General features: G+C 62.1%; 13 protein-coding genes. 7 read left to right on the forward strand and 6 right to left on the reverse strand.

Annotated elements, in window-relative coordinates:
• Position 1: 1 nt before the first annotated feature.
• Entirely contained in the window at positions 2 to 1048 is a 1047-nt protein-coding gene (locus ACFVSI_RS01815) for a methionine synthase (RefSeq protein ID WP_387819299.1), read from the reverse strand.
• Between the two features lie 20 nt (positions 1049 to 1068).
• Complete coding sequence (locus ACFVSI_RS01820; protein WP_387819301.1) at positions 1069 to 2061, reverse strand: DUF1852 domain-containing protein; 993 nt, start codon at positions 2059 to 2061, stop codon at positions 1069 to 1071.
• A 119-nt stretch (positions 2062 to 2180) separates the two neighbouring features.
• Here ACFVSI_RS01820 and ACFVSI_RS01825 point away from each other — a divergent pair, with 119 nt between their 5' ends.
• From ACFVSI_RS01825 to ACFVSI_RS01840, 4 genes are all read left to right on the forward strand, one after another.
• On the forward strand, positions 2181 to 3122 hold the full coding sequence (locus ACFVSI_RS01825) for a LysR family transcriptional regulator (protein WP_387819303.1): 942 nt from the start codon (positions 2181 to 2183) through the stop codon (positions 3120 to 3122).
• Between the two features lie 129 nt (positions 3123 to 3251).
• Positions 3252 to 3698 carry a hypothetical protein gene (locus tag ACFVSI_RS01830; RefSeq protein ID WP_387819305.1) on the forward strand — a complete coding sequence of 149 codons (447 nt, stop codon included), beginning with the start codon at positions 3252 to 3254 and terminating at the stop codon, positions 3696 to 3698.
• 8 nt (positions 3699 to 3706) lie between these two features.
• Positions 3707 to 4435, forward strand: a complete 729-nt coding sequence (locus tag ACFVSI_RS01835) for a cyclase family protein (RefSeq protein ID WP_387819712.1) — start codon at positions 3707 to 3709, stop codon at positions 4433 to 4435.
• A gap of 64 nt (positions 4436 to 4499) precedes the next feature.
• Positions 4500 to 5261, forward strand: coding sequence for an IclR family transcriptional regulator (locus tag ACFVSI_RS01840; protein ID WP_387819307.1), 762 nt, complete (start codon positions 4500 to 4502; stop codon positions 5259 to 5261).
• On the opposite strand, the gene ACFVSI_RS01845 is transcribed toward ACFVSI_RS01840, so the two are convergent.
• The 3 genes from ACFVSI_RS01845 to ACFVSI_RS01855 form a co-directional block, all read right to left on the reverse strand.
• Entirely contained in the window at positions 5255 to 6025 is a 771-nt protein-coding gene (locus tag ACFVSI_RS01845; RefSeq protein WP_387819309.1) for an IclR family transcriptional regulator, read from the reverse strand. The genes ACFVSI_RS01840 and ACFVSI_RS01845 overlap by 7 nt on opposite strands.
• Positions 6026 to 6059: 34 nt before the next feature.
• Positions 6060 to 7214, reverse strand: a complete 1155-nt coding sequence (gene alr / locus ACFVSI_RS01850) for an alanine racemase (protein WP_387819311.1) — start codon at positions 7212 to 7214, stop codon at positions 6060 to 6062.
• Positions 7215 to 7281: 67 nt separating this feature from the next.
• Entirely contained in the window at positions 7282 to 8727 is a 1446-nt protein-coding gene (locus ACFVSI_RS01855) for an amino acid permease (RefSeq protein ID WP_387819313.1), read from the reverse strand.
• Between the two features lie 278 nt (positions 8728 to 9005).
• Here ACFVSI_RS01855 and ACFVSI_RS01860 point away from each other — a divergent pair, with 278 nt between their 5' ends.
• Genes ACFVSI_RS01860 through ACFVSI_RS01870 form a run of 3 tightly spaced genes read left to right on the forward strand, consistent with a single transcriptional unit; the run spans position 9006 to position 12888 of the window.
• On the forward strand, positions 9006 to 10052 hold the full coding sequence (locus ACFVSI_RS01860; RefSeq protein ID WP_387819315.1) for a homoserine dehydrogenase: 1047 nt from the start codon (positions 9006 to 9008) through the stop codon (positions 10050 to 10052).
• The gene (locus tag ACFVSI_RS01865) at positions 10045 to 11454 is read left to right on the forward strand and encodes an aldehyde dehydrogenase family protein (protein WP_387819317.1); all 1410 of its coding nucleotides are present in this window, start codon (positions 10045 to 10047) and stop codon (positions 11452 to 11454) included. Before ACFVSI_RS01860 ends, ACFVSI_RS01865 begins: the two co-directional genes overlap by 8 nt.
• 12 nt (positions 11455 to 11466) lie before the next feature.
• Positions 11467 to 12888 (forward strand): aspartate ammonia-lyase, encoded by a 1422-nt coding sequence (locus ACFVSI_RS01870; RefSeq protein ID WP_387819319.1) that lies wholly within the window; start codon positions 11467 to 11469, stop codon positions 12886 to 12888.
• On the opposite strand, the gene ACFVSI_RS01875 is transcribed toward ACFVSI_RS01870, so the two are convergent.
• Entirely contained in the window at positions 12885 to 13334 is a 450-nt protein-coding gene (locus ACFVSI_RS01875) for an Lrp/AsnC family transcriptional regulator (protein WP_387819321.1), read from the reverse strand. The two genes, ACFVSI_RS01870 and ACFVSI_RS01875, sit on opposite strands and share 4 nt — an antisense overlap.
• Positions 13335 to 13462: the final 128 nt, after the last annotated feature.

The raw sequence follows: 13462 nt of genomic DNA on the forward strand, positions 1-13462 counted from the left end.
GCTATGACACCTTGGCGGCGGAGCGGGCGAGTTCCTCGCGAACGATGTTCGTCCCTGCGCTGAGAGCACTCAGCTTGGCCAGTGCGACGTCCCGGGGAAATGGTGCCATGCCGCAGTTGGAGCTGGGGATGAGCTTGTCCGCATCGACGAACTTCAGGGCCTTGCGGAGAGTGTCGGCGACTTCCTCCGGGGTCTCGATGGTCTCGCTTGCGACGTCGATTGCTCCGAGCATGACTTTCTTGCCCCGGAGGAGCTCGATAAGGTCCATGGGCACGTGGGAGTTCTGGGATTCCAGCGAGATGATGTCGATGCTGGAGCTCTGCAGCAGGGGGAACGTTTCCTCGTACTGCCGCCACTGTGAGCCGAGCGTCGCCTTCCAGTCATTATTCGCCTTGATCCCGTAGCCGTAGCAGATGTGCACGGCGGTCTCCACACGGAGTCCTTCTGCCGCTCTCTCAAGCGCAGCCACGCCCCACTCCTTGACCTCGTCGAGGAAGACGTTGAACGCGGGCTCGTCGAACTGGATGATGTCAACGCCGGCCGCCTCCAGTTCTTTCGCCTCCTCGTTCAGGATCGCAGCGAACTCCCAGGCCAGCTTCTCGCGGCTCTTGTAGTGGTCATCGTAGAGCGTGTCCACCATCGTCATGGGGCCGGGAAGAGTCCATTTGATTGGCTGGTCAGTGGTTTTACGGAGGAACTTTGCGTCTTCGACGAATACCGGCCGCTCGCGGCGCACAGGTCCGACGACGGTCGGCACGCTCGCGTCGTAGCGATCGCGGATGCGCACGGTCTTGCGCTGTTCAAAGTCGACCCCGGTGAGATGCTCGATGAAGGTCGTGACAAAGTGCTGGCGGGTTTGCTCACCGTCGCTGACGATGTCGATCCCGCGTCGGGTCTGTTCGTGGATGGCGATGCGCAGCGCATCCTGCTTGCCCTCGACCAGCGCATCTCCCTCGAGCTTCCACGGGGACCAAAGGGTCTCCGGCTGGGCGAGCCACGACGGTTTCGGCAGGCTTCCGACAAGGGTTGTGGGCAAAAGTGTGTTCATGATGGGCGATTCTCCGTGGGTCAGTTGACGAGAGCAGGGTAGTTGGCGGTCCACCGGTCCAACAGATCCTTGTGGGGCGTGATGAAGTGTTCCTCCGTGTACTTCGCCTGAGTGACCGCGAGCTGACTGCGCTCGACGCGGTCGTAAGCGATCTGGGTCCGCGAGTAATCCTGCTCTCCCAGGCTCGGCTGGTAGATCGCGGCGGCGGCGGAGTTCGCGTTGTAGATCTCAGGGCGGTAGATCTTCTGGAACGTCTCCATGGTGCTGATGGTGCCGATGAGCTGCAGGTTGGAATAGTCGTTGAGCAGGTCGCCGCGGAAATAGAAGGCGAGCGGCGCAACGCTGCCGCGTGGCATGAAGTAGCGGACCTGCATTCCCATCTTTGCGAAATATGCGTCCGTCAGCGAGAACTCGTCCTGCTGGTACTCGACACCCAGGACCGGGTGACGGTTCTCCGTTTGCCGGTACGTCTTGCTGGTCGAGACGCTGATGCACACCACTGGCGGCTGCGGGAAGCGCTCCTGGCACGCCGGGGAATCGAGGAAGTGCTGGAACAGCTTGCCGTGAAGGTCGCCGAAGTCCTGGGGGACGGTGGGCTTCCCTGAGTCCCCTGCGGCCGCTGGCAGTACGACGCTGAAGTCGAAGTCGCGGACGTAGGAGGAGAAGTTGTTCCCCACGATTCCTTGGTGGCGGATCCCGTTCAGTTGGTCGATGATCTGGATGTCGAGAACCTCGAACAGCGGGAACTGTCGGTCCGTGCCTTCGGCAGTGAACTCTATCTGCACGGAGACGATCTCAAGCTCGAGCGTGTAACGGTTCCGGTCGGGGTTGTCCCAGTCTGCGAGGTCGTTGAAGCGGCGCCGAATCATGGTCAAGGCGTTGCTGAGGTTCTCCTGGCGGTGCTCGCCCCGTGCCAGGTTGGCGAAATTCGTCGTGATCCGGGAGCCTTCCGACGGCGAGTAGTCCTCGTCGAAGCGGGTGGTGCTAATGCTGAAGGTAAAGTCGTCTGCCATGATGCCAATCCGTTGATGATGGCCGGAGACGGCCTTCAGAAGATGATGTATCCATGGTGCAACCTTCCCGGGGGTATCGGGTAACTAGGCGTTACTATGCATTCATATAGACTTTTCCTATGGCACAGCTTTCGAGCGGACTGACCCTGCAGCAGCTCCGATACTTCATAGAAGTTGCAGCTGAGGGGTCCATCTCCGCGGCAGCCGATCTTCTCTACGTAGCGCAACCGACAATGTCCGCAGCGATGAAGGACCTTGAGTCCCGGGTGGGACGTGCGCTCCTGGTTCGCTCCGCCCGCGGGGTCACCTTGACCGCTGACGGGGCAGAGTTCCTCGGTTATGCGAGGCAGGTCGTGGAACAGTTCGCTCTCCTCGAGCAGCGCTACCTTGGTAGGCCACCGACGCGACGTCTGCTCGGGGTGTCGACGCAGCACTACTCGTTCGCGGTGGACGCCTTCGTCCGGATGGTCAAGGGCACTGAGGTGGCCGAATACGAGTTCTCGCTGCGTGAGTCCCGTACCTGGGACATCATCGAGGATGTCCGGACGCTGCGCAGTGAGATAGGCATCCTCTACCGGAATGATTTCAACCGGAAGGTCATCGACAAGCTGCTCCGGGAATCCGGGCTCGCGTTCACTCCGCTTTTCCTCGCCGATCCGCACATTTTCGTTGCACGGAACAACCCGCTCGCTTCGAAGGAGCGTGCGGCCCTCGCTGACCTCGCCGGTTTGCCGCGGCTCACGTTCGATCAGGGTGCGAACAACTCCTTTTACTTCGCCGAGGAGATTCTCTCCACTTTGTCCAGCAAGCAGGAGATCCGGGTCTCTGACCGCGCGACGATCTTCAACCTCATGATCGGGCTCCACGGTTACACGATCTCAACGGGCATCATCAGCGGCGAGCTCGACCCGGAGATCGTCGCCATCCCGCTCGACGTTGACGAACGCATCGAGATCGGCTGGATCGGCCACGCCGCAATTCCGCTCACCGACCAAGCCCAGCGCTACCTCAAAGAATTGCGGGCCGTTGTCGCTGAGTTCGGCGTGGCGCTACTGGACTGACTGCAATTGTGTAGCAACAAACGCTTCACCCAATTGATGTGCAGTATGAACATCTTGAATTGCTTGTAATGCACAAACACCTATGACACGATGATCCTTGGCATCCACTCTCGAGCAAGGAACTAACCCGTGAATATAGAACTCAAAAGCGTTCGGAAGCTGCGCATCCACTGGCCCATCTCTGTGGAGACGATGACCCGTCTTGGCCAAGGTGAACCCAACGCCCTGGAAGCAGACGCCGGTATCGTCCGACTTCTGGACACGCTCAAGGCTTCCCCTGAGCTCGGTGGGTTCGGGAACTACCACCACGTCTTTGAGTCCTCGGCCGGTTTTGAGGGCTTCACCGTCGCGGAGGGCGCAAATCCGACGCTGGGCAACGTAGGCCAGCGGACCATCTCGCCCACGTTTGTCTTCACGTCGTACTTCGATGCCGCCTTGGACGAGCCATCCGTCCGGCTACTGGTGCAGCGCATCGTGGAAATCCATCCATGGGAGGTTCCCGTCATTGAAGTCTCCGGGCCGCTCAGCGTATCCACCAGCGCCGCGAACATCCTTCAGGAAAGGATGGCCTCGTGAACGCACCGATGTGGCAACAACTGGCGCCGCTGCTCGCCAACAGGACCTTTACCGACCTGACCCACGCCTTCCACCCGGGCCAGCCGCACTTCGCGGCATTTCCCGATGAGCAACGCGAAGCCCTCTTCGACATGGACAAAGGCGACGGGTTCACCGCACACAGGTACTCGATAGTCGGCCAGTGGGGTACCCACGTCGATCCGCCGTCGCACTTCATCCGCGACGGCCGCACACTGGACGAACTGCCGGTCCAGGACATGGTGCTGCCGCTGGTGGTCCTGGACATCACCAGCCGCGCCTCAGTCGACAATGACGCAACGCCCATACGCGCCGACGTCGAAGCCTGGGAGGAGCGCCACGGCAAGATCCCCGCAGGATCCTTCGTTGCGCTGCGCACGGGTTGGAGCCATCGTTGGCCCAATGCCCAAGCGATGGCCAACCGTGATTCGGCGGGCATGAGCCACACGCCGGGATGGTCGCGGGAAGTTCTGGAGTTCCTGGTCGAAGAACGCAACGTTGCGGCGATCGGACATGAACAGACCGATACCGACCCCGGCCTTGCCACATCCCGTCAGGACTTCAGCCTTGAAACGTACATCCTGGCCCAGGACAAGTGGCAGATTGAACTGCTCGCCAACCTGGACGGACTGCCGGAGTCCGGCGCGGCAGTCATAGCCACCTGGGCCAAACCACTGGCCGGAAGCGGATTCCCCGCCCGAGTCTTCGCGATCCACTGAGGCGGCGGGTCGCCGTCGTACGTGCCTGCGGCGACCTTGGCCTCTGACTGGCTAGAATCGAGAAATGTCAAAGACCTCCAGCATGGGCCGCGGCATGATGGCCGTCCTCGCCGTCGGCGAGCGTCACACCGAAGGGTACGACGGCGGTACGGTCGCCGAAGTTGCGGCCCGACTGGACAAAGACCGCAGCCAGGTCTCCCGCAGCCTCAAAGGCGCACTCCAGGAAGGGTTCCTGGCGCGCACGCCGGACAGGGCATACTGCCTCGATTGGTCGCTCCTCACCGATGCGCAACTGGTAACGGAACAACGGCTCCGGACTGACGGGCTGGCAGCGTTGGAGGGCTTGGCGGCGGAGACCACCGAGGCCTGCTTCCTGGGCGTCCTGAGCGGAAACAGCACCGTCACCATTGCCGAGCACGTACCTCCCGCTGCCAACCTCGTTGGTTCCTGGCTGGGACGCCCTTACCCTGCGTACTGCAGTGACGCCGGCCAGGCCCTGCTGTGGGACGCGCCCGAAGAGGAGGTGCGGAGGATCTTCCAGAACGTGGAGTTCGTCCGGCACGGACCCAACACGCCCACGTCGGTAGAGGACTTTCTTCAGCGCTTGGAAAGTGCCCGGAGCAGGGGCTACTCCATCGTCGATGAGGAGGCTGAACCGGGACTTTATTCGCTCTCTGCGCCGATCCGCGACTTTAAAGGTGACGTGGCTGCAGCGCTGCAGATTGTTGGCCCGAAAGCACGGCTGGAGCCTCGGCGGGAACATCATGCCCTGGTACTGGCTTCGTGGCGCGACTGGCTCGAAACCCGGGTCGGGGGAAGTCAGTAATCCTGCCCCTGTGCGGAGCCCAACCGTTTGGACGCTGCCTGCACGGCATCAGCCACCACTGCAATGTCCGGCTCGGCCCCGGATCGGCTGCCCAGCACGCTGAGTGCAGCCAGGATTTCGCCACGGGGTGAGCGCACAGGGACTCCCAGTTCCCATACGTCGTGCTCGTATTCTTCGGTCGCCAAGACGTATCCCGCCAGCTTGTCGCGCTCCATCAGTGCCTGGACCTCGGCTGGAGCGTGGGCGGCGGCCGGTCCACCCACGCCGATGAAATTCACGTCCCTAAGCAACGACTCCAAGGCGCCGCCGTCATGATCCCACAGCAGGGCCCTGCCAGCTCCTGTGCACCAGACCGGCGTCACCATTCCGGGCCTGGCAAAACCGCCGAAAGCGGCGTTGTTGCTTGAGGAACGCAGGAGCTGGACCCGCACACCGTCCCGCACGGACAGCCGGGCCCGAAGACCAAAACCAGCCACCAGTTCTTCCAACTCGGCCTTGGACTCGTGGACCCAGTTCCGATTGAGGGAACCAGCCAGGGCGAAGAAGCGCCGGCCTACCCGGAAGGGTCCCCGGTCTTCCCGCTCCAAAAGTTCGAGGTCGCACAGCTCCTGGGCAAGTCGGGACACGCGGCTCTGTTCCATGTCCAGTTCGGCTGCCATTTGTGAGACTCCCAGCAGTTGTCTGCCCTGTTTTTCCCGGTCCGCCACCAATCGCACCAGTCGAAGGCCCTGGGCCAAGGAGGAAGCTTCGGATGGTACTTCCACGGATCGGGCTCCTTTCAGTAAGCTCAAGCCATTCTCACATGGCGGCCTCCGGGGCGAGGACCCGGGAGCCGCCCGCCCACACCGTGTACAGATCGGCCAGGATGTTCCCGTTGGCCGACTCCAGCTCATTGACAGTGATCTCCTGGCTGCCTTGGCGGCCGAAGAGGACCACCTCGTCACCCGGGCAGACGTCCTCGATGCCGGAAACGTCCACCACCATCGAGTTCATGGATACCGCATCCACCACGGGAACCCGTTGTCCCCGGACAAGCACACGGCCTCCCATCGCCAGCGCACGCCTGTAGCCGTCGCCGTACCCGGCGGTGACGGTGGCCAGCCGTGCCTCGGAGCGCAGCGTGTGCAGGTGGCCGTACCCCACTTTGCTTCCAGCGGGATAACTGTTCACCGAGCCTATTCTGGCCTTGAAGGCCAGGCAACGCCGGTAACAGGGGTGACTCAGGTCAGAGTCTCCGTAGAGCAACGCACCCGTCCGGACCATATCCAGCCACGTGGCGGGGACGTTGAGCGTTGCGTAGGAATTTGCTGCATGCAGCAGGACCTGCTCACGCGGGATCCTGGCCGCCCGCAGGATGTTCATTGCCTGCTCCAGGAAGCGGCCCAGGCCTGCTTCGATGTCCCGAACGTCGTCCAGCGGGAAATGCGTCATGATCCCGGCAAGTTCCAGGTTCCGGTGACCCAGTACTCCCGCTGCGCTGGCCCGTCCCAATGCATTGGAGACGTCAAGGCTATGACGGCTCATGCCCGATGAGTTGATGTCCAGATGGATACGGACCGCCCGCCCGGCAGCAGCTGCGATCCGGCTGATTTCCCACGCGCTTTGCGGGTCGGCGACCAGTTCTTCGACGCCATAGCCGACGGCGGCTGCGATCTCCTGCGGTGCTGCGGCGCGGACCCGCAGCAGCTTGCCGGCATACCCCTGGCTGCGGGCAATGCAGGCTTCCCTGTTGGAGCCGACGCCGATGTAAGGGACGCCTGACCGGACGAGCGAAGGCACCAAGAGCTCCGCCCCGTGCCCGTACGCGTCGGACTTAATGACAGCACAGAGCCGGGCACGGTCTCGCAAGAGTTCCTGCACTGCGCGGACGTTGGACTCGAAAGCTTCCCCGTCTACTTCCACCCAGCTGGCGAGATTGTCGGTGGGAGGTGCAGGGGGACCCGGAGGCAACATGTTGGCTTCCTTTGAAACGGCTCCGCGGCCGGGCAGTTAATGCCCGGCCGCGGAGGATGGATGGGGATCAGGCCGACTCGTCCTTGCGGGTCCGGCCGCCGTACCGGAGGCGGAAGAACAGGTAGCAGGCAGCCACGAACGGAACTCCGAAGTACAGGGCTGCGATCTGGGACGGGTCCATGGCAATGCCAATGAGGGAAACCAAGCACAGGACGAAGGCAAGGATGGGCACCAACGGAAACAGGGGAGCCTTGTAGGGGAGGTCCGCCACCTTCCCGCCATTGCGGACAAACGCGCGGCGGTGGAAGAAGTGGGAGGCCACAATCGACATCCATACGCCAACCACGGCAAAACCTGCCACGGACACCAAAGCCAGATAGACGGATTCAGGTGCCACGACGCTGCTGATGAGGGACGCGAGGCCACCCAGCATGCTCACGGAAAGCGCGATCAGGGGAATGCCCCGGCTGGTCAGTTTCTTGAAGGCTTGCGGCGCGTGGCCCTCGTCGGCCAGCGAATAGAGCATGCGGGCGCAAGAGAACAGTCCGCTGTTGCCGGCAGACAGCAGGGCGGTGATGATAACGAAGTTCATGACGTCTGCCGCAAAAGGAATTCCCACAGAAGAGAACACCGTAACGAAGGGGCTCTCGTCCAGGCCTACCTGGTCGTAGGGGACCGTAGCCGCAATTACGGCGATTGCGCCCACGAAGAAGATCAGCAAACGAACGACGGTGCTCCTCATCGCCTTGGGAATGTTGCGGGACGGATCGGCCGTTTCTCCTGCCGCGACGCCGATCAGTTCGGATCCTGAGAAGGCATAGAAGACCGCTAGGGCAGTTACCAGGACGCCGGTGAATCCGTTGGGGAAGAGGCCGGCGGAAGTGTTGAAGTTCTCAAAGAGGAAGGGATGGTTGCCCGAAGCGGACAAAGGGTGAAAGCCAAAGAGCGCTGCACCACCGAGGATGATGAGGCCAATGATGGCGCCCACCTTGATGATGGCAAACCAGAACTCGGATTCACCGAAGAACCGTGAAGAGACCGCGTTGAATCCGAAGAGGATTGCCGCGAAGACAAGGCACCAGACCCAAACCTCGACGTCGGGGAACCAGCGCTGCATCAACAATCCTGATGCCGTGAACTCCGAACCGATGGCAACGGCCCAGCAAAGCCAGTACAACCAAGCGGTGGTGAATCCCGTTGCCGGTCCGATTGATCTCGCGGCGTAGATGTGGAACGCCCCGGAGACCGGATAGGCAATGGCAAGTTCGCCAAGGCAGGCCATCACCAGGCACACGACGAACGCGCCCACCAGGTAAGCAATGACAGCGCCAAGCGGCCCTGCCTGGGAGATCGTGTACCCGGAGCTCAGGAAGAGCCCTGACCCGATCACGCCTCCCATCGCGATCATGATCAGATGCCTGGTGCCCATTGATCGGCGAAGTCCGTTTTGGGCAGCTTCGGCGCCGGGTGTCTCGGACCGTGGGTCCAGTTGCAGGTGTGTTGAAGATTCCATGTGATTCTCCGGTCGATGACGGATGCGAAGGGGGAAGAGGCGGGCGGGCTGTTTATTGCCCGTTGAAGTCCGTAGTGATGAAGGTAACACATACTGCTGCCAAATAGTCATTAAACGCAAGTGTGAATGCGTATAGCGCACGTATCGGGGATGGCTCAGGCCTAAATGTCCGTCGAATAGTCACAAAGACCACGTCTTTTGCCGAATCGACATGGCTGAACTGACACCGGGCCACCGCAGGATTGAGTCATCAAACCACCCCACCTAAAAGGAGCACCATGACCACCTACGATCTCGCCCTCATTGGCTTCGGCGGAGTCAACCGCACGCTAGCCGAAATCGTCCACGAACGCGGTGAAGAACTCCGCGCGGACCTTGGGTTCGGCCTGCGCATTGTCGCAATCACAGACCTTCGGCTGGGCTCGCTGATGGTTCCGGGCGGAATCGACCTCGGGATGGCCCTGAACCTCCCGGCCGGTGAAACGTTTGCAGACCACGGGGGATCCAAGGACACCAACAACGAGGACGTTATCCGCAACTGCACGGCCGGGATCATATGTGAAGCCACCTTCACCAACCCCGAAGATGGGGAACCCGCCGTATCCCACGTCCGCTGGGCACTGGAATCCGGGAAGAGCGTCTGCACCACCAACAAGGGCCCCGTAGCACTCCAAGGACCGGAACTGACCCGCCTGGCCGAAACTAACGGAGCCAGGTTCGAGTTTGAAGGCGCTGTCATGAGCGGCACCCCCGTCATCAGGCTTGCAAAGCAAATGTTCACCGGCCTCGCCATCGACGGGTTCGAGGGCATCCTGAACGGCACCAGCAACTATGTGTTCGGCCGAATGGAAGCAGGCCTCGACCTGCAGTCTGCCGTTCGTGAAGCGCAGGAACTCGGCTACGCAGAAGCCAACCCCACCGCAGACATCGAAGGCTTCGACGTCCAACTCAAGGTACTGATCTTGGCCAATGAACTGTTGGGCGCCGGAATCACGCTTAAGGACGTCAGCCGCGAAGGCATCTCCTCCCTAACCCCCGCAGACATCTCAAAGGCGGAGGCGGGCGGGCGTCGATGGAAGCTGATCGGATCAGCACGCAGGGACACCGACGGAACCGTGACTGCTTCAGTGAAACCGGTGGCCCTGCCGTTGGACCACGGCCTGGCCGGCATCTCCGGTGCCACCAACGCCGTCTCCTTCACCACAGACCTGTTGGGCCCGGTAACGATCTCCGGCCCCGGCGCCGGACGGGTTGAGACCGCCTATGCACTGCTCTCTGACATCATCGCCATGCACGCCGCCAAGAAAGTTGCTTCCCATGCCTGAGCCCCTCACCGCAGAGCTTCCCACCGAAAATGCGGTCCAGGACGTCACAAGTCCCTTCGACCACCGCACAGTGGGCAGCATCAAACTCACTAACCCCGACGATGTAGCAGATGTCCTTGCCACTGCACGTGCCGGAGCCAAGGCATCGGCAGCACTCTCCCGTAACGACCGAGGCAGAATCCTGGACCGCACCGCGCAGTGCATCGAGGATCGCTCGGAAATCTTTGCCCGGACCATCGTCGATGAAGCAGGCAAGACCATCCGTCAGGCGCGCAAAGAGGTCCTGAGGGCAGTCAACACCCTGCGGTTGTCAGCTGCGGAGGCCCGGCGCAATGCCGGTGAAGTCATCCCCTTTGACGCGTACGAAGGATCCGAGGACCGGCACGGCTGGTTCTCCCGTGAACCGCTGGGGATCATCCTGGCCATCACGCCCTTCAACGATCCCCTAAACCTGGTAGCCCACAAGGTGGGGCCCGCAATCGCTGGAGGCAACGCCGTCGTCCTTAAGCCTTCGGCGCTGACTCCACTGTCCGCGCAACTGCTGGCTCAAACCTTGTTCGAAGCGGGACTTCCGGACAGCGTACTGACCCTCGTCCACGGCGGTCGCGAGGTTGCCCGGAAGATCCTGTCCGCCCCCGACGTACGCATGGTGTCCTTCACCGGCGGCTTCTCAACAGGGGAGGACATCGCAAGGACGGCGGGACTCAAGAAGCTGGCCATGGACCTTGGCGGCAATGCTCCCGTCATCGTCATGGACGACGCCGACCTGCAGAAAGCGGTCGAGTCCTGCGTCTCCGGGGCGTTCTGGGCAGCCGGCCAGAACTGCGTGGGAGTCCAGCGCATCCTGGTTCACAGCTCCGTCTACCAGGAGTTCAAGGCCAAGTTCCTGACCGAAACGGCGGCGCTGGTGGTGGGCGACCCAAGTGACGGGATGACCGACGTCGGACCGATGATCACCGCCGGGGCCGCCGCCGCACTCATGGACAAGATTCGCCTGGCCGTCGACGCCGGTGCAGTCCTGCTGGCCGGTGGCAAGAACTTTGGAAACCTGGTCCAGCCCACCGTGGCCGAAGCAGTTCCCGAAGACAGCCGGCTGTGGCAGGAGGAAGCCTTCGGGCCACTCGTAATGCTGCGGCCGGTAGATTCCCTGCAGGAAGCCGTGGACGTTGCCAACTCAATCGATTTCAGTCTCCATGCAGGCATTTTCACGTCCTCACTCGGCAATGCCATGGGCGCAGCCAAGCAGATCGAGGCAGGTGGCGTGATGATCAACGATTCCTCCGACTACCGCTTCGACGGCATGCCGTTCGGCGGCTTCAAGTACGGCAGCCTGGGCCGCGAAGGAGTCCGCTTCGCCTACGAGGACATGACCCAGCCCAAGGTCATCTGCATCAAGAACTGAGGGAGGACAACCTTGCACAAGCACTATCGGGTGGAGGAAGACTCCCTTGGCCGCATCGAGGTGCCGGCCGACGCCTACTGGGGAGCCCACACGGCCCGGGCCTTGGAGAACTTTCCCATCAGCGGCACAAGCCTGGCACAGCACACCCGGCTCGTCACGGCCCTGGCCATGGTCAAAAGGGCCGCTGCCGTCACCAACGGACGGCTCGGCGTCATTGATGCCGCCACGGCGGCAGCCATCGGCGAAGCCTGCGAAGCCATCGAGGCCGGGCGCTTCCACGACCAGTTCTGCGTTGACGTCATCCAGGGAGGTGCCGGCACCAGCACCAACATGAACGCCAACGAGGTGATCGCCAACATTGCCCTGGAAACCCTGGGGCACCCTCTCGGCAGCTACGAGTTGCTCCACCCCATAGACCATGTCAACCGCTGCCAGTCCACCAACGACGTCTATCCGACGGCCCTCAAACTGGCCCTGGCAGGGGCCGTTCAGGACCTGTGCCAGGAACTCGACAAGCTGGCCGGTGCCTTCCACGGAAAGGGGAGGGCATTCGCGGGCATCGTGAAAATGGGGCGCACGCAGCTGCAGGATGCGGTCCCCATGACCCTGGGCCAGGAGTTCCAGGCTTTCGCGGACACCATCGCTGAGGACCGGCAACGGCTCGAGGAGTCTGCTGCACTCCTCCTTGAGTGCAGCTTGGGAGCTACGGCCGTTGGAACTGGAATCACGGCCGCGGCCGGTTACCGGGAGCGGGTAGTGGACGCGCTGGCAGTGATCAGCGGTTATCGATTGGTGCCGGCCGCAAACCTGGTAGAGGCCACCTCCGATGTGGGTGTGTTTATGCACTTGTCCGGAATGCTCAAGCGCTCCGCCGTCAAGATGTCTAAAATCAGCAGCGACCTCAGATTGCTTTCCAGCGGGCCACAAAATGGTTTGGGTGAACTGCGGCTGCCGGCGCGGCAAGCAGGCTCGTCGATCATGCCAGGCAAAGTCAACCCGGTCATTCCCGAAACCCTCAACCAGATCGCCTTCGCCGTCGCAGGCGCGGACACAACCGTCACCATGGCCGCAGACAACGGCCAACTTCAACTCAATGCCTTCGAACCGGTGATTGGGCACGTACTGCTTCAGGGATTGTCCTGGTTGACCAACGGAGCGCGTATCCTCCGGACCCACTGCGTCGAGGGCATTGAAGCGAATGAGGAGCTGCTTCAGTCAAGGGTGGCAAGCTCGGCCGGCCTGGCCACGGCTTTCATCCCGGTGATCGGATATGCAGCTGCAGCATCGGTCGCGAAGCGTGCCTTGCGGGACAACTCGCCCGTGCTGGAGGCGGTCACCTCAATGGGGTTCTTGGATGGGAAATCGGCCAGGATCATCATGGACGACGCCGCGGGTCTTACTCCGCGGGTGCCGGACGGACCTGCGACACCTTAAACGGAACCCCTGCGGATCACATTGGAGAGCGTCATGGCCGTAACGGTGTCGGCCACGCCTGGGATGGCGGCTATCTCCTCCCAGATCTCCTGGACACGGCCCAAGGAGCGGGCCTCGAGGCGGACAATCAGGTCAAAGTCGCCGCTGAGGACATCACAAAGGACTACCTCGGGGATGGCGCGGAGCGCAGCCAGGACATCAGCTCCGCGCATGCGGTCCTTGCGGTAAACCATGAGGAATGCCGAGACGGAGTCTTGGCCGTCGCCACCGGCCACCACTGTGTAGCCCTGGATGTAGCCGTGCCGCTCCATCCTTTCGATCCGCTGCCGCACCGCGTTCCTTGACAGCATCACCTTGCTGGCAAGGACCGCGTGGGGGACCCGGGCGTTCCTGGTCAACTCCGCGAGGATGCTTTGATCAATACCGTCCAGGCCTGGTCGTTCCATGCGTCCCATCCACAAATATGCACACAGGCGCAAAGTACAGCGCCTGCTTTGACCGAAAGGCCCAAGAAGAAATGATACGTCGACTGCTCCGCGAGCCAGCTGCGGGGGATCCACGTGCATCCTTTTCG

Origin of the sequence: Paenarthrobacter sp. NPDC057981 (genome assembly GCF_042886835.1) — a bacterium.
Lineage (GTDB): Bacteria > Actinomycetota > Actinomycetes > Actinomycetales > Micrococcaceae > Arthrobacter.